Origin of the sequence: Mesorhizobium sp. B2-3-11, from assembly GCF_006442215.1 — a bacterium.
In the GTDB taxonomy this organism is placed as follows: domain Bacteria; phylum Pseudomonadota; class Alphaproteobacteria; order Rhizobiales; family Rhizobiaceae; genus Mesorhizobium; species Mesorhizobium salmacidum.
In genome coordinates, this window is record NZ_VFVS01000004.1 from 186,842 (window position 1) to 202,683 (window position 15,842).

At 62.8% G+C, this 15,842-nt stretch carries 13 protein-coding genes and 1 riboswitch; of the genes, 5 read left to right on the forward strand and 8 right to left on the reverse strand.

Annotated features, from left to right (window positions below):
* Positions 1-15 precede the first annotated feature (15 nt).
* On the reverse strand, positions 16-1,014 hold the full coding sequence (thiB, locus tag FJ960_RS08205; RefSeq protein ID WP_140713039.1) for a thiamine ABC transporter substrate binding subunit: 999 nt from the start codon (positions 1,012-1,014) through the stop codon (positions 16-18).
* Between the two features lie 43 nt (positions 1,015-1,057).
* Positions 1,058-1,172, reverse strand: a riboswitch (TPP riboswitch).
* Positions 1,173-1,259: 87 nt separating this feature from the next.
* On the opposite strand from thiB, the gene FJ960_RS08210 reads away from it, so the two are divergent.
* Genes FJ960_RS08210 through FJ960_RS08225 form a run of 4 tightly spaced genes read left to right on the forward strand, consistent with a single transcriptional unit; the run spans position 1,260 to position 4,325 of the window.
* A complete protein-coding gene (locus tag FJ960_RS08210) occupies positions 1,260-1,904 on the forward strand; it encodes a thiamine diphosphokinase (RefSeq protein ID WP_140713041.1) in 645 nt (214 codons plus the stop codon).
* 1 nt (position 1,905) lies between these two features.
* On the forward strand, positions 1,906-3,726 hold the full coding sequence (locus FJ960_RS08215) for an ABC-F family ATP-binding cassette domain-containing protein (RefSeq protein ID WP_140713043.1): 1,821 nt from the start codon (positions 1,906-1,908) through the stop codon (positions 3,724-3,726).
* Between the two features lie 57 nt (positions 3,727-3,783).
* Positions 3,784-4,026 (forward strand): type II toxin-antitoxin system CcdA family antitoxin, encoded by a 243-nt coding sequence (locus FJ960_RS08220; RefSeq protein ID WP_181166098.1) that lies wholly within the window; start codon positions 3,784-3,786, stop codon positions 4,024-4,026.
* On the forward strand, positions 4,026-4,325 hold the full coding sequence (locus tag FJ960_RS08225) for a CcdB family protein (protein ID WP_140508989.1): 300 nt from the start codon (positions 4,026-4,028) through the stop codon (positions 4,323-4,325). The genes FJ960_RS08220 and FJ960_RS08225 overlap by 1 nt, the downstream gene beginning before the upstream one ends.
* Positions 4,326-4,351: 26 nt before the next feature.
* On the opposite strand, the gene FJ960_RS08230 is transcribed toward FJ960_RS08225, so the two are convergent.
* Together FJ960_RS08230 and FJ960_RS08235 are read right to left on the reverse strand one after the other, a co-directional pair.
* Positions 4,352-6,115 (reverse strand): hypothetical protein, encoded by a 1,764-nt coding sequence (locus tag FJ960_RS08230; RefSeq protein ID WP_140713045.1) that lies wholly within the window; start codon positions 6,113-6,115, stop codon positions 4,352-4,354.
* A 75-nt stretch (positions 6,116-6,190) separates the two neighbouring features.
* Positions 6,191-7,489: an adenylosuccinate synthase gene (locus tag FJ960_RS08235; RefSeq protein WP_140713046.1), complete on the reverse strand. Its 1,299-nt coding sequence runs from the start codon at positions 7,487-7,489 to the stop codon at positions 6,191-6,193.
* A gap of 211 nt (positions 7,490-7,700) precedes the next feature.
* On the opposite strand from FJ960_RS08235, the gene FJ960_RS08240 reads away from it, so the two are divergent.
* Positions 7,701-8,618, forward strand: coding sequence for a DMT family transporter (locus FJ960_RS08240; protein WP_027141813.1), 918 nt, complete (start codon positions 7,701-7,703; stop codon positions 8,616-8,618).
* Positions 8,619-8,822: 204 nt separating this feature from the next.
* Here FJ960_RS08240 and serA read toward each other — a convergent pair whose 3' ends face one another.
* The 5 genes from serA to glmM all read right to left on the reverse strand — a co-directional run bounded on the left by serA (position 8,823) and on the right by glmM (position 15,522).
* On the reverse strand, positions 8,823-10,424 hold the full coding sequence (gene serA, locus FJ960_RS08245; RefSeq protein ID WP_027141812.1) for a phosphoglycerate dehydrogenase: 1,602 nt from the start codon (positions 10,422-10,424) through the stop codon (positions 8,823-8,825).
* A gap of 64 nt (positions 10,425-10,488) precedes the next feature.
* A complete protein-coding gene (locus FJ960_RS08250; protein WP_140713048.1) occupies positions 10,489-11,664 on the reverse strand; it encodes a phosphoserine transaminase in 1,176 nt (391 codons plus the stop codon).
* A gap of 254 nt (positions 11,665-11,918) precedes the next feature.
* Positions 11,919-12,776 carry an outer membrane beta-barrel protein gene (locus FJ960_RS08255; protein ID WP_140713050.1) on the reverse strand — a complete coding sequence of 286 codons (858 nt, stop codon included), beginning with the start codon at positions 12,774-12,776 and terminating at the stop codon, positions 11,919-11,921.
* A 302-nt stretch (positions 12,777-13,078) separates the two neighbouring features.
* Positions 13,079-13,921, reverse strand: a complete 843-nt coding sequence (locus FJ960_RS08260; protein ID WP_140713052.1) for an outer membrane protein — start codon at positions 13,919-13,921, stop codon at positions 13,079-13,081.
* 248 nt (positions 13,922-14,169) lie between these two features.
* On the reverse strand, positions 14,170-15,522 hold the full coding sequence (glmM, locus tag FJ960_RS08265) for a phosphoglucosamine mutase (RefSeq protein WP_027141808.1): 1,353 nt from the start codon (positions 15,520-15,522) through the stop codon (positions 14,170-14,172).
* Between the last annotated feature and the right edge of the window lie 320 nt (positions 15,523-15,842).

Here is a 15,842-nt window from a genome sequence, read left to right on the forward strand (position 1 = left end):
ACTCGCCCACAAAATCTACTTGCTCATCACCGCCAGCCATTCGTCCACCCAGGCCTTGCGGTTGGCCGCGACTTCCTCCGGGCTGAACAGCAAGGTCTTGGTCGGCTTGACCAGTTTGTCGAAGGCAGGGTTGAGCGGCTTGCCGGTCTTGCCGGCTGGGAACATCCAGTTGGTCTCCGGTATGGCGTCCTGGAATTTCGGCCCGGTCATGAAAGCCATGAACTTGGCCGCCAGCGGGTTCTTGGTGCCTGTCGTGGTGATGCCGGCGACTTCGATCTGCAGGTACTCGCCCTCTTCGAAGGATGCCGCCTGGTAGCGCTCGGTGTTCTCGGCGACCATGTGGTAGGCCGGCGAGGTGGTGTAGGACAGCACCATCGGCGCCTCGCCCTTGGTGAACAGGCCATAGGCCTCGCTCCAGCCCGGCGTCACCGTCAGCACCTTGGCCTTGAGCTTGGCCCAGGCTTCCGGCGCCTTGTCGCCATAGACCGACTTCACCCACAACAGCAGGCCGAGACCGGGCGTCGACGTGCGCGGGTCCTGTATGACGATCTTGTCATTGGCACTGCCCTCGACCAGGTCCCTCAGGCTTTTCGGCGGCGTCTTCAGCTTTTCGGTATCGTAGACGACAGCGAAATATCCGTAGTCGAAGGGGACGAAAGTATCGTCGCTCCAGCCGCCCGGCACATTGACATCGCTCACCGCGCCGTGCGGCGCGAACAGGCCCGACGCCTTGGCATCGGCGGTGAGATTGGTGTCGAGGCCGAGCACGATATCGGCCTTGGTCGAAGCGCCTTCCAGCTTGACGCGGTTGAGCAGCGCCACGCCATCGGCGACCGAGACGAATTCGACATCGCAGCCACATTCGGCCTCGAATTCCTTCTTCACCACCGGGCCTGGACCCCAGTCGGCGGTGAAGCTCTCGTAGGTGTAGACGGTGAGCTTGTCCTTGGCCAAAGCTGGTCCGGACAGGGTCACTACAGTGGCCGCGATGAGGGAATATAAAAGCGTGCGCATCGGCGCCTCCTTCGTTTGCGTTGAAAGGAATTGAGGCGTCGGATTGTCCGAAACGTCTAATCCCTCCGCCGGTACAAACCGGATCAGGTTCAGCGGGTTGGCGAGACTGCCTCTCAGCCGGCCCGCGAAAGTCGCGTCCGGCACCCCGTTAGAGCGTCTCGACACATAAGCCCGGCCGACGGGACACGCAAGTGGGAGTTTGCCGCCTTCCGTTTCCCGTGCCGGGCTGGTAAGGGCGACGGGATATGAGCACATTCACCATCCTGCTTGGCGGCGATCTCATCCGCACGCCCCGGCTTGACCGCCAGGTCGAAGGCTCGCGCGTCATCGCCGCCGACGCCGGCATCGGCCACGCGCGGATGCTGGCCCTTGTTCCGGAACTGTGGGTCGGCGATTTCGATTCCGTGCCGCCCCATCTGCCCGCCCACCTGGCCGCGGTGCCGCGGCAAACCTTCCCGGCGGAAAAGGACAAGACCGACGGCGAACTGGCGATCGCGGCAGCCCTTGAACGCGGGGCGACGCGCCTTGTGCTGGCGGGCGCCTTCGGCGGCAAGCGCGCCGACCACGCCTTCCTGCACCTGGCGCTTGGTCTGCGGTTGGCCGAAGCCGGAACGGATGTGCTTCTGACCAGCGGTGCCCAGGAGGCTGTCCCCTTGCTGCTCGGCAGGGCCGGCTTCGATTATGCCGACGGCACGCTGTTTTCGATCCTTGGCTTCTCCGAACTCTCCGGCCTGACCGTCACCGGCGCCAAATGGCCGCTCGACAAGGTCGAGGTGGCTTTCGGTTCATCGTTGACCGTTTCCAACGAGGTCAAGGGCCGCCTCGATATCGCGCTTCGCCATGGCCGAGCCCTGCTGCTCGCCCATCCCTATCCTTTGCCTGAAAGCTGACATGGCCCCGCCTCTTCTCAATCTCGACGGGATAAAACTGACTTTTGGCGGCACACCGCTGCTCGACGGCGCCGCCTTGACCGCTTCGGCCGGCGACAAGATCGCGCTGGTCGGCCGCAACGGGTCCGGCAAGTCGACGCTGCTCAAAATCGCCGCCGGCCTGGTCGAGCCGCAGGACGGCGAGGTGTTCCGCCAGCCTTCCGCGACAGTGCGCTATCTGCCGCAAATGCCAGACATGGACGGCTTCGCCAATGTGCGGGCCTATGTCGAAGGGGGGCTCGGGCCAGCCGACGATCCCTACCGCGCCAGCTATCTGATGGAGCATCTCGGCCTGTCGGGCGAGGAACGGCCAGGAGACCTGTCCGGCGGCGAGGCCAGGCGCGCCGCCCTTGCCCGCGTCATGGCGCCGGAGCCCGACATTCTGCTTCTTGATGAGCCGACTAACCATCTTGATCTGTCGGTCATCGAATGGCTGGAAGAAGAGCTCGTCCGGACTTCCTCGGCGCTCATCGTCATTTCGCATGACCGCCGCTTCCTCGAACGCGTGTCGCGCGCCACCGTCTGGCTCGACCGTGGCCAGACCCGCAGGCTGGACAAGGGCTTTGGCCATTTCGAGGAATGGCGCGACCTGGTGCTGGAAGAGGAAGAGCGCGAGCAGCACAAGCTCGGCCGCCAGATCGTGCGCGAGGAGCACTGGCTGCGCTATGGCGTGACGGCGCGGCGCAAGCGCAACATGCGCCGATTGGGCGAACTGCAGACCATGCGCCAGCGCTTTCGCGGCCATCGCGGCGCCGAAGGGTCCGCGACCATGGTGGCAAGCGACGCCGCCGAATCCGGCAAGCTGGTGATCGAAGCCAAGAACATCGAGAAGAGCTTTGGTGATCTCACCGTGGTCAAGGGGTTCTCGACCCGCATCCAGCGCGGCGACCGCGTCGGTCTTGTCGGGCCGAACGGCGCCGGCAAGACGACACTTCTGAAGATGCTGACCGGCGAATTGGCGCCGGATGCCGGTTCGGTACGGCTCGGCACCAATCTGGAAATCGCCACGCTTGACCAGAAGCGCGAGGCGGTCGATCCGCAGGAGACGCTGGCGCAATATCTGACCGACGGGCGCGGCGAAAATCTCGTCATCAATGGCGAGCAGCGCCATGTCGTCTCCTACATGAAGGATTTCCTGTTCAAGCCGGAACAGGCCCGCACCCCTGTGCGTGAGCTTTCCGGTGGCGAGCGGGCGCGGCTGATCCTGGCGCGCGTGCTGGCACGGCCGGCGAACCTTCTGGTGCTCGATGAGCCGACCAACGATCTCGACATGGAGACACTGGAACTGCTGCAGGAACTGGTTGCCGGTTTTGCCGGCACCGTCATCCTGGTCAGCCACGACCGCGATTTCCTCGACCGTACCGTCACCAGCATCATCGCGCCGGACGGCGGCGGCCGCTGGGTCGAATATGCCGGCGGCTATTCCGACATGCTGGCGCAACGCGGCGGCACCAGGCTGGACGACCGAAAAGCGCGTCCCAAGGCGGAAGCCGGCGATGTGCCCACGTCGGGCAGGAGCGAGCCGGCGGCGCCGAAAGGGCCGGCGAAGAAACTGTCGTTCAAGCAGAAGTTCGCGTTGGAGTCCCTACCCAAGAAGATCGAGGCGGTGACCGCATCGATCTCGCGGCTAGAAAACAACATCGCCGATCCGGCCTATTACGAGCGCGACCCGGCCTCGTTCCAGAAGACGATCGCCGCCCTCGATAAGGAGCGCGCCACGTTGGCGGCGCTCGAGGAAGAATGGCTGGAGCTTGAAATGCTGCGGGAAGAGATGGAAGGGTGAAGATTGCATGCGGCCTTGGGCGCGCATATATTATGCGCATAAAGGAAGGCAATTTCCATGCTGCAATCGACACAGAAATCTCAGCGAAAGTCGGTCAACACGTCCATTGACGCCCAGCTGATCGAAGATGCCAAAGCGCTAGGCATCAACATCTCCCGCGCTGCCGAAGCAGGTATTGCCAAGGCAATTGCAGCGGAAAAAACGCGCCGTTGGCAAGAAGAGAACAAGGAAGCGATTGAAAGTTCCAACGCCTACGTGGAGCGCAACGGACTGCCATTGGCCAAATACCGGCTGTTTTGATGGCACGTTACGATCTTTATCGGAATATCGACGGCAACGGTTATCTCCTCGATGTTCAGTCCGACCTTCTTGATAGGTTGACCACGAGAGTCGTCATTCCGTTGATGCCGCCCAATATGGCTCCGGTGCCGGGCCGCCGACTAAACCCGACCTTCGCCATCGACGGCAAAGACCATGTGATGGTCACACAATTCATCTCAGCCTTGTCGGCCTCCGAATTGCCGGACGTCGAAGGAAATCTTTCCCGGCATCACGACGAAATCGCCGCCGCACTCGACATGCTGTTCCAGGGTTTCTGAACGAAGGCGACCGTTGCGCCGCCTTCTCAACCCGCGGTCTTGGCCTGCCAGGCCTTGATCGCCTCGTCGAACACCTTCTCGCCGGGAAGGCCCTTTTCCATGGTCAGCAATGCCCGCCGTCCGGTCTTGTAGACCACCGGCACGTCGATCCAGTCCTGGCCGCGCAAGAGGGTCATGTTGGCGTCTTCGTCGGCCTTGGTATCGTTGAGCGCGACGAGGAAGAAGCCGTCGGCGATCTTGGCCGGGATGCCGATCAGCGGGCTGCCGGCATCCTGTTCGGAGCTCTTCATGGCGACGCGCAATATGTTGTCGACGCCGCCGCCCTCGAAGCCGTCGGGCGTCAGGAAGATCATCTCGATGATATGGCTGGCCGGCAGGGTCTGGTCGGTGTTGCGACGGATTGTCATGCGCAGCTGGATGTCCTTGCCGGGAATGGTCGCCTCGGCACGGATCGCCGGCTCGGGCGGCAGGTCGCCGCCGGGCGATTCCTGCACCAGCGACCAGACGATGCTGCCGGGCTCGGCCGAACCCTGCGCGGTGCTGGTGCGCTCCTCATAGAAGATCGCCTTCTGGCCGACCGGAACCGCGGTCTGCGCAGCAGCCGCGGCCGGTGCCGCCGGCGTCGCGCCTGCCGGTGCCGGCGGCGTGGCGCCTGCCCGCGCGGGCGGCGGCGTGGCGGCGGCATCGGCCGGGGCCGCGGGCGCGGTTCCATTGGCGGGTGGTGTCGCGGGCGGGGTGCCCGCCGCGGGCGTGGTCGCGGCTGGCGCGCCCGCCGCGGGCGTACCGGCAGCCGGCGTATTGGCAGCCGGCGCGGGAACCGCCGGCGCTGCCGTGGCCGGCGCATTCGTTGCCGTTGGCGGCGTCGTCAACGCGGCGACGGATTCGCCCTCGCCTATGCCGCTCTGCCCACCCGCCGGGCCGGGATCGGTTTCGCCGCCTTCAGGCGTCAGCCGCTGCGTGAATTTCGTGCCTTCGGCGCCTGTCGCGGGCGCCGGAGGCGCGGCCGCGGCATCGGTTGCCGGCTTGGCCGGCGTCGTTTTCACCGGTTCGGTCTTGGCAACAACCTTGCTGCCGTCCATGCCCAGCATCTTGCCGAAGGCATCCTTGTTCAGCCAGATGCCGTAACCGCCGCCGGCAACGACCAGCAATGCGACGACGGCGGCGATCAACCCGCCATAGCTGCGCTTGCGTTCAGCCGGGCGCGAACGCTCGAAAGTGTCGGCGCCCGCCGACGCTTCGTCATCGGCAAAGACATCGTCCTGGTCGTCATCCCGATTCGCGTCCATCCCCGGCAAGGTCTTTTCCGAAAAGTCCGGAACGGGCTGCACCGGCGTCGGCCTTTGCCAGCCTGGCTCGGATTTGGCGGCTGGAGCAGGCCGGTAGGGCTCGGGATTCGCCACGGGCTGCGCCGGTTTGTACGGCGCCGGGCTGGCCGCGGCAGGGGCGGGCCGATACGGAGAGGAAGCGGGAACCGGTTCGGCCTTGACTGGCTGCTTGACGTGGCTCGACTGGTTCTTGTTACGGTCGATGGAAGAAAAGATGTGTTCCAGTTCCGCGAGCGGATCCGTCTCCGGAACGCTTTTGACGTACTCACGCTCGACGCCGGCAATGGCGTCGTCCAGCGAGCGTTTCTGTTTGTCTATGGCCTCGGGAGCCAGCGGCGGCGAATATTCCGCAAGCTTTTTCGCCAGCATGGCGCGAACGCTGTTATAGATGCGCTTACGCTTCTCGGGCGTCTCGTCGCCGTGCTTCTCGAACGCGTTTTTCAGAACAGCAACGAAATCTGCCATGCGTCAGTCGACCTGTATTTTGCCTCCGCGCCGGCCCCCGCAAATCAGCCGCGATGCCCGGAAAGGCTTCAGAAACTAGTCTTGAAACGGATCGGTCACAAGTATCGTGTCGTCCCGTTCCGGGCTGGTGGAGAGGAGCGCGACCGGCGCGCCGATCAACTCCTCTATATATCGGACATATTTGACGGCCTGGGCCGGAAGATCGTTCCAGCTGCGTGCGCCGGCGGTGGTGCCTTTCCAGCCTTCCAGCGTCTCGTAGATGGGTTCGACGCGGGCCTGCGCGCCCTGGCTTGCCGGCAGATAGTCGATCGTCTCGCCGTCGAGCCTGTAGCCGGTACAGACCTTGATCTCGTCCAGCCCGTCGAGCACGTCGAGCTTGGTCAGCGCGATACCTTTGATGCCGTTGACGGCGACCGCCTGGCGCACCAGCACCGCGTCGAACCAGCCGCAGCGGCGCTTGCGCCCGGTAACGACACCGAATTCATGGCCGCGCGTGCCGAGGAACTCGCCGACCTCGTTCTTCTGCTCGGTCGGGAACGGACCTTCGCCGACGCGCGTCGTGTAGGCCTTGGTGATGCCGAGCACGTAGCCGATGGCGCCCGGGCCGACGCCGGCGCCGGCTGCGGCCTGGCCGGCGACCGTGTTGGACGAGGTGACGAACGGATAGGTGCCGTGGTCGATATCGAGCAGCGTGCCTTGCGCGCCCTCGAACAGGATGCGCTCGCCGGCGCGGCGCTTGTCGTCGAGCACCTTCCAGACGCGATCCATATAGGGCAGGATGTTGTTCGCGACCGAGGTCAATTCCTGCATGATCGCGTCATGCGTGACTTCGGCGTGGCCGAGCCCGCGACGCAGCGCATTGTGGTGCGTCAGCAGCCTGTCGACCTTCAGGGGCAAAGTTTCCAAATCCGCCAGATCCATCACCCGAACCGCGCGCCGGCCCACCTTGTCCTCGTAGGCGGGGCCGATACCGCGTCGGGTCGTGCCAATCTTCGTTCCGGAATTCGAAGCGGCATCCTCGCGGAATCCGTCCAGTTCCCGGTGTACGGACAGGATAAGCGCCGTGTTTTCGGCTATTTTCAGGCGATCCGGCGTCACTTCCACACCCTGCGCCTTGAGCTTCTCCACTTCGGCGACGAAAGCATGCGGATCAAAGACCACGCCATTGCCGATGATGGACAGCTTGCCTTCCCGCACGACGCCCGAAGGCAGCAGCGACAGCTTGTAGACCTTACCGTCGACGACCAGCGTATGACCGGCATTGTGGCCGCCCTGGAAACGCACCACCACATCGGCACGCTCCGACAGCCAGTCAACGATCTTGCCCTTGCCTTCGTCGCCCCACTGCGAGCCGACGACCACCACATTGGCCATGTTTCTTTTCCCTTGAGGCGCCGCCGCGCGGCTTGGATATGGTTCGAAACGACAGGCCTCTATAGCGTCAAGACCTCGCGAGTGCGACCTTTCTTTGCCGCCAAAAATGCCCTGAGGCACAACAATTTCCGGCTTTGACATCATTTACTTGGGCTGGTGGGGGCAATAGGCCGGCAAACACCGCAGCCCATCCCGCGGCCGGAAGCCCGCGATGCATCGAAGCGCCTACATATTCCTGCTGCTCACCACCTTGCTGTGGGGCGGCAATTCGGTGGCCGGCAAGCTGGCGGTCGACCACGTCTCGCCGATGACGCTGGTCTTCCTGCGCTGGATGCTGGCCGTGGCGATCCTGCTGCCGATCGGCTGGCGCACGATCCAGGAGGATTGGCATGTCGTGCGCAGGCACTGGTTCGTGCTGGCGGCGCTGGGCGCCAGCGGCTTCACCCTGTTCAACACCATCTTCTACACCGCGCTGAATTACACCACCGCGATCAATGTCTCGATCGAACAGGCGGCGATGCCGATCCTGATCATGACAGCCAATTTCGTTTTCTTCCGCCTGCGCGTGAACTGGGCGCAGATCGCCGGCGTGGCGCTGACCATCTTCGGCGTCATCCTGACGGCCTGTCATGGCGATCCCCGCCGGCTGCTGACGCTGGAACTCAATTTCGGCGACGCCATCATGCTGGTCGCGGTCGTTCTCTACAGCGGCTATTCGGTCGGGTTGCGGCTGAAGCCGGCGATGCGCTGGCAGAGCCTGATGCTGGCCATGTCGTTCGCCGCACTCATCACCTCGCTGCCCTTCTTCCTGTGGGAAGCCGCCGCCGGCAAGGTGATCGTGCCCGATACGCGCGGCTGGGCTGTCATCGTCTACACGGCGATCGGCGCTTCGGTGATCTCGCAGATAACATATATCAGGGGCAACGAGCTCATCGGCGCCAACCGCGCTGGCCTGTTCATCAATCTGGTGCCGATCTTCGGCACGCTGCTTTCGGTGCTGATCGTTGGCGAGACCTTTCAGCTCTATCAGGCGCTGGCATTGGTTCTCGTTCTGGGCGGCATCGGGCTCGCCGAACACAGCGGGCGCAAGATGGCTTCTGGCCAGAGCAATTCCAGGAAGCGCGCGTAGCACTTTCCCTAGGGATTGCCATGTAAAGAGTTGAAGCGGTTCGGCGATTCCATCAAACATTGAACCGCTGACTAGAGGCTTCCAAATCATGCCACCGTCGGCAACGGCGCATTCGCCGGGCGGTTCCGGCGGTCATGGAAACGCCCCGCATGCATGCCGGCAAACGGGGCGTCGTGTGCTTGTCACCTGGGGAGGTGCGGAGAGCTAGATCCCGCCCACGTCGAACTGGAGGCGCTTTGCCGAGTCGATCGACATGTGGCCTCGCACCTGCTCCAGCACTTTTTCCGGGAACGGCGCGTCGAGATAGAGCAGCGCGATGGCGTCGCCGCCGGGTCGATTGCGCCCAAGCTGGAAGTTGGCGATGTTGACGCCATTCTCGCCGCACACCGTGCCGAGCAGCCCGATGATGCCTGGTGCGTCGGCATTGGTCGTATAGAGCATGTGCTGGCCGACCTCGGCGTCGAGATTGATGCCCTTGATCTGAATGAAGCGCGGCTTGCCGTCGGAGAAGCAGGTGCCGGCGATCGAGCGGGTCCTGTGCTCGGTCTTGACGGTGAGCTTGATATAGCCGTCGAAGACGCCCGACTTGTCGCGCTTGACCTCGGCGACGATGATGCCACGCTCCTTCACCATGATCGGCGCCGAGACCATGTTGACGTCGGCGACCTGCGGCCGGATCAGTCCGGCAAGGGCGGCACTGATCAGCGCACGGGTGTTCATCGTCGCGGTCGAGCCGTCGAACAATATCTCAACCTCGCTGATCGGATCCTCGGTGACCTGTCCGACAAAGGCGCCGAGCACTTCGGCGAGCTTGACGAACGGCTTCAGCCGCGGCGCCTCTTCCGCCGTGATCGAGGGCATGTTGATGGCGTTGGAGACCGCGCCCTTGATCAGATAATCGGCCATCTGTTCGGCGACCTGCAGCGCGACATTCTCCTGTGCTTCCGCCGTCGAGGCGCCAAGGTGTGGTGTCGCCACCACGTTCTCCATGCCGAACAGCGCATTCTGCTCCGCTGGCTCGACCTCGAACACGTCGATGCCGGCGCCCGCCACCTTGCCGCTCTTCAGCGCCGCGACCAGGTCGGCCTCGACCACCAGCCCGCCACGGGCGCAGTTGATGATGCGCACGCCATTCTTCATCTTGGCGATGGCTGCCGCATCGATGATGTTGCGGGTCTTGTCGGTCAGCGGCGTGTGCAGGGTGATGAAGTCGGCGCGGGCGAAGAGTTCGTCCAGTTCCACCTTGTCGACGCCGAGCTCCTCGGCGCGCTTGTCCGACAGGAAGGGGTCGAAGGCGATGACATGCATCTTTAGCCCGACGCCGCGTGTGGCGACGATCGAACCGATGTTGCCGCAGCCGATGATGCCCAACGTCTTGCCGGTGATCTCGACGCCCATGAAGCGGTTCTTCTCCCATTTGCCGGCATGGGTCGAAGCGTTGGCTTCCGGGATCTGGCGGGCGAGCGCGAAGATCATCGCCACAGCGTGTTCGGCCGTCGTGATCGAATTGCCGAAGGGCGTGTTCATCACGATGATACCCTTGCGGCTTGCCGCAGGGATATCGACATTGTCGACGCCGATGCCGGCACGGCCGATGACCTTGAGATTGGTGGCGGCGTTGATCAGCTTCTCGGTGACCTTGGTCGCCGAGCGGATGGCGAGGCCGTCATAGCGGCCGATCACTTCGAGCAGCTTTTCCTTGTCCTTGCCGAGATCGGGCAGATAGTCGACCTCGACGCCGCGATCCTTGAAGATCTGCACGGCCGTGGGAGAGAGTTTGTCAGAGACGAGAACGCGGGGCGCCATGGCGGCCTCCTTGAAAATGGGATTGATCCGGGAATGGGCGGCCCTCGGGCCGCCACGGAGAGTTTCAGGCAGCCGCTTTCAGCGACGCCTTCTGGCTGGCAAAAGCCCAATCGAGCCAGGGCATCAGCGCTTCGAGATCGGAGGCCTCGACGGTTGCGCCGCACCAGATGCGCAATCCCGGCGGGGCATCGCGATAGGAACCGATGTCGTAGGCGACGCCTTCCTTGTCGAGCATCGAGACAAGCCCCTTGGCGAACGCCGCTTGCCCATCAGCGTCGAGCGCCGCGACATCCGGGTCGCTGAAAGACAGACAAACCGACGTGTTCGATCGTGTCGCCGGCGCGACGGCGAGATGGCTGAGCCAGGATGAGCTTTCCACGAACCGGTCGAGCACGGCGGCATTGGCATCCGCCCTGGCAATCAGCGCATCGAGGCCGCCGATCGACTTCGCCCAGTTCAACGCGTCGAGATAGTCCTCGACGCAAAGCATCGACGGCGTGTTGATGGTTTCGCCCTTGAAGATGCCCTCGATCAGTTTGCCGCCCGAGGTCAGGCGGAATATTTTCGGCAACGGCCATGAAGGCTTGTAGCTCTCCAGCCGCGCGACGGCACGTGGCGACAGGATCAGCATGCCATGCGCCCCCTCGCCGCCCAGCACCTTCTGCCAGGAGAAGGTCACGACATCGAGTTTCTCGAAATCGAGCCTTTGCGCGAAGGCCGCGGAAGTAGCGTCGCAGATGGTCAGGCCCTTGCGATCGGCGGGAATGAAGCCGCCGTCCGGCACGCGGACGCCCGAGGTCGTGCCGTTCCAGGTGAAGACCACATCGCGATCGAAATCGATCCTGGTCAGATCCGGCAGTGCGCCATAGCCGGCTTCGATCTTGCGGACATCGGCGAGTTTCAGCTGTTTGACCACGTCGGTGACCCAGCCGGAGCCGAAGCTTTCCCAGGCGACCATGTCGACGCCGCGCTCGCCGAGCAGCGACCACAGCGCCATCTCGACGGCACCTGTGTCGGAGGCCGGCACGATGCCGATGCGGTAGTCGGCCGGGACCTTGAGAATCTCGCGCGTCGACGCGATTGACTGCTCGAGCTTGGTCTTGCCGATCTTGGCGCGGTGGGAACGGCCGAGCGCGGCGGATTTCAGCGCCTCGACCGACCAGCCGGGACGTTTTGCGCAGGGACCTGAGGAAAAATTGGGATTTGCCGGACGGAGTCCGGGCTTCGTAAGCGTCGTCATCGTGGTCTATCCTTCCAGATAGTGGCCCCTCGTTGGGGAGGGGTGGCCCACGGACGGCGATATGCGTTCAGGCCTCGGGCGTCAAGAGGAAAGTTTTTGTCGCTGCCGGGATACCAGACGCATGTCGCCCAAAAGTGCGCGGCGGACAGCGACATGTAATCAAACAAGAAATGTCTGCGATCAGGATTTCGGGATCCAAACGCAAACGGCGGACCACGGGGATCCGCCGTCAAAGTCCCGGCCTTTCCCAGGCCTTACCAGAGGTCGTAGCGCAGACCGAGCTTGACCGTCTGGTAGTCTATGCCCTTGTGAACGTTGAAGGCGCCATTGTCGTAGGCGACATATTTGCCGTCCGGCACCGAGAAATACTCATAGCCAAGATCGACGGAAACGTTCTTCGTAACCTGATAAGACAGCCCGGCGCCGATCGAGTAAGCGAAGTTGAATTTGGCGGCCGTATCGGTTTGGCCATCATACCCTGCGGGGTCATTGCAGAAAAACCCGCCCGTTCCGGCGGAATTTACCGGTGTTTCCACACAATCCTTGGCGCCGATGCTCTTGTAATATTTGTTATACGCAAGGCCGATGCCGCCGCCGACATAAGGAGTGATCCCGACATAAGTGCCGAGATCGACATAGCCATTGGCCATGAGGCTGTAGGCTTTGTTGCTGCCGTTGTCGATCTGGTCGCACAACTGCGATGCGGGCGCGGAATTGATGGTTCCGAAACCGTCATCTACGAGCGTCGTGCCTTTGCAAGTGGTGGCAAGTTTCTGATGATCGGCGAATTTATTGGTCGGCAGAATCCCGCCATTCAGTTCCACCCGAAGATAGTCGTTGACGTGATAGCCCATGCCGACGCTGCCTGTAAAAAGGCTGCTCTCGGACGTAAAGCTGTTCAGGGGCCCGCTCGAGACCTCCTCGTTATCGAATGGGTGGCTGAACGCATAGCCGACGTCGCCGCGCAGGTACCAGCCAGAGCCGACCTCGACCGGCACATAGTCGGGTGCCTGGTCGACATAGATCGGTGGATCGTAGTCGGCGGCTATTGCAGGCGTCAGCGGCAACAGGAATGCGGCAAGCGCCAGCCCCATACGCGATATTGATATCATGGTCCCCGGCTCCCGAATTCGGCGCGTCGCATAGGTGACGCACCATCGTTTCAAGGAGCATTGTTAACCATAGTGGTTAAGTCGCGGTTAAGGCTAACAGAGCGTTAGCGAATTGATTTCGCTAATGCATGTCGCCCAAAATGACCTGACTTTGGAGAAGCCGGCATGCAGGAAAGCAAAGATCTGAAGTGTGCCGCTTGGTTCTATTTCGATGCGACGTCTGAAGTACTTCCGTGGCGACAACCCAAACGAAAACCGCCCGGCTGGGCCGGGCGGTTCGCATATATCGGGTCGTGCAAGTCTTACTTGGTGTAGATCGGCTCGGGTTCGGGCTGGTAAGCCACCACCGGTGCGGCGCAACCGTTGTTGCCGCCGAACTGGTAGCGCAGGCCACCCCGCACCTCGTGGGTGTTGAAGCCATGGTCGAAGCCAGGCCCGGCGCTGCTCGTGTCGTATTCGAACATGCGGCCGCCCTGGATATGGGAGAAGCGGTAGCCAGCATCGAGGATGATCTTGTCGGTCAGGCAGTAGGAAGCACCGGCCATGACCGCGTAGGCGAAACGCCAGTTGGACGCGCCAGGATTGGTCTCGGTGGTGTTCGGATCGTGGACGGTATCCCACTTGATCCGCGCACCGCCGATGCCGGCGCCGACATAGGGCGTGATGCCGTGCCAGGTGCCGATATCCACATAAGCATTGGCCAGCAGCAGCAAGGCGCTCATCTTCGACACTTCGGTCGAGGTCGAGGTGAGATCCGAGGTTCCGCCATTAAAATTCGACTTGAACCAGTAGTCGGCGGTCAGGTCGGTACGGAAGTGTTCGTTGATCTTGTAGCCGACGCCGCCGCCGAGCGAGAAGCCGCCTTTGAGCTTGCCATAATCGAAAGTCTTGCTGCCGGCGACACCGACAGGAGGTCCGCAGGGGCAAGGGGCGGCCCCATAGGTGATGTAGTCGATGTCGCCCACCTTCGACTTATGATAGTCGATGTCGCCGCGGATATACCAGCCGCCGACGTCCACCGGCTGCTCGTAGACCGGTGGCGGTGCCTCTTCGACCTGTGGCTCCGGCAGGTCGGCTGCGAACGCCGGCCAGGCCAAGCCCGCGAACAGCAGCGCGAACAGGGCCCTTCTTGCTGTATTGAACATGCTTGTCACCCCTAGAAACCTCGGAACGGCGATCGCGTCCGAATGAGATTGGCTTTCAGGCGTGGATAATGAATTGCAAAGGTTAAAAGGCGTTTAACCCTGTCGATTAACCACGAATCTCTAAAGTTCCAGGGATTCGGCCATGATTTCGACAGAAGGAGACCAGTTGTGGCCAACAAAAAAGCCCGCCGGAGGGGCGAGCTTCGATGCAACCAAGGCGGCGCGCGACGCCTTCCCCTGGGCGGCGATCAGGCGGCGCTACGGGTTTCCGAGATCACCCCGACGATGTCGTTGACCACGGCCTCGACCAGCTGCGGATCGTCGCCCTCGGCCATGACACGGATCAGCGGCTCGGTGCCGGATGGACGGATGACCAGCCGCCCGGCCTTGCCGAGACGGTGGCGGGCGTCTTCGATCGCGGCCTTGACCGGGGCTTCCTCCAGCGGCTTGCCGCCGGCGATGCGAACGTTCTTCAACAGTTGCGGCACCGGCTCGAACTTCTTCGACAGTTCGCTGACCGGGCGGCCCTGCCGCTTGATGCAGGCCAGCACCTGCAGCGCCGAGACCAGACCGTCGCCCGTGGTCGAAAAGTCTGACAGCACGATGTGGCCCGACTGCTCGCCGCCGACATTGAGCCCATGCGCGCGCATATGCTCCACGACATAGCGGTCGCCGACCTTGGTGCGGTGCAATTGCAGCTTCATGTCGCCGAGAAAGCGTTCGAGGCCGAGATTGGACATGATCGTCGAAACGACGCCGCCGCCGGCCAGCCGCCCGCTCTGGTGCCATGACTCGGCGATCAGCGCCATGATCTGGTCGCCGTCGACGATGGCGCCGTTCTCATCGACGATGACGACGCGGTCGGCATCGCCATCGAGCGCGATGCCGATGTCGGCGCGCACTTCATGCACCTTCTTCTGCAGCCCGGCCGGATGGGTCGAGCCGCATTCCCTGTTGATGTTGAAGCCGTTGGGTTCGACATTGATCGCCACGACCTCGGCGCCAAGTTCCCACAGCGCCTCGGGCGCCACCTTGTAGGCCGCGCCATTGGCGCAGTCGACGACGATCCTGAGGCCCGAAAGCGACATCGAGCGTGGCAAGGTGCGCTTGGCGAACTCGATGTAGCGGTCATGCACGCCGTCGACACGCTTGGCGCGGCCAAGCCCGTCGGAATCGGCGAGCGCCAGTTCGATATCCTTGTCGAGCATGCTCTCGATGCGTTCTTCGATCTCGTCGGAGAGCTTGTAGCCATCAGGCCCGAACAGCTTGATGCCGTTGTCGTAATAGGGATTGTGCGAGGCCGAGATCATGACGCCGATGTCGGCACGCAGCGAACGCACCAGCATCGCGACCGCCGGCGTCGGGATCGGGCCGAGCAGGAACACGTCCATGCCGGCGGCGCAAAGGCCGGCCACCATCGCGTTCTCGATCATGTAGCCGGAAAGCCTGGTGTCCTTGCCGAGCACGACACGATGGCGATGGCTGCCGCGCTGGAACGAAAGACCGGCGGCCATGCCAACCCGCATGGCGATTTCGGCGGTCATCGGAAACTTGTTGGCGCGCCCGCGAATGCCATCCGTGCCGAAGTAATTCCCTGCCATGCTAGCCAGTACCCTCGATTGTCCTTAGCCGGCACGTCATGCCACAATTGGCCGCCGCGCCTCGATCACATTGTGTGATTATATGTTACCAATCCTTAGAAAATCATTGTTGTGCACTGCACACAACATGGCGGCAGCTTAGCATGGAGACGCGGTTGCCTCACAATATACCAGTTTTGCGAGCCATTCGGTGCGGATGCACCCCGAGAATTCTTGCTTCGGCGGCCGTCAGGCCAAATGATTTCATCACCTTGTCGTCAGAATGCGATTTTCGGCGATATATACGCCACTTGGCATCTGGCGCAACCGACCGTTGAGCG

Coding starts and splice junctions, on each gene's coding strand:
- thiB (WP_140713039.1), bottom strand. CDS start 1,014: ATGCGCACGCTTTTATATTCCCTCATCGCGGCCACTGTAGTGACCCTG.
- FJ960_RS08210 (WP_140713041.1), top strand. CDS start 1,260: ATGAGCACATTCACCATCCTGCTTGGCGGCGATCTCATCCGCACGCCC.
- FJ960_RS08215 (WP_140713043.1), top strand. CDS start 1,906: ATGGCCCCGCCTCTTCTCAATCTCGACGGGATAAAACTGACTTTTGGC.
- FJ960_RS08220 (WP_181166098.1), top strand. CDS start 3,784: ATGCTGCAATCGACACAGAAATCTCAGCGAAAGTCGGTCAACACGTCC.
- FJ960_RS08225 (WP_140508989.1), top strand. CDS start 4,026: ATGGCACGTTACGATCTTTATCGGAATATCGACGGCAACGGTTATCTC.
- FJ960_RS08230 (WP_140713045.1), bottom strand. CDS start 6,115: ATGGCAGATTTCGTTGCTGTTCTGAAAAACGCGTTCGAGAAGCACGGC.
- FJ960_RS08235 (WP_140713046.1), bottom strand. CDS start 7,489: ATGGCCAATGTGGTGGTCGTCGGCTCGCAGTGGGGCGACGAAGGCAAG.
- FJ960_RS08240 (WP_027141813.1), top strand. CDS start 7,701: ATGCATCGAAGCGCCTACATATTCCTGCTGCTCACCACCTTGCTGTGG.
- serA (WP_027141812.1), bottom strand. CDS start 10,424: ATGGCGCCCCGCGTTCTCGTCTCTGACAAACTCTCTCCCACGGCCGTG.
- FJ960_RS08250 (WP_140713048.1), bottom strand. CDS start 11,664: ATGACGACGCTTACGAAGCCCGGACTCCGTCCGGCAAATCCCAATTTT.
- FJ960_RS08255 (WP_140713050.1), bottom strand. CDS start 12,776: ATGATATCAATATCGCGTATGGGGCTGGCGCTTGCCGCATTCCTGTTG.
- FJ960_RS08260 (WP_140713052.1), bottom strand. CDS start 13,921: ATGTTCAATACAGCAAGAAGGGCCCTGTTCGCGCTGCTGTTCGCGGGC.
- glmM (WP_027141808.1), bottom strand. CDS start 15,522: ATGGCAGGGAATTACTTCGGCACGGATGGCATTCGCGGGCGCGCCAAC.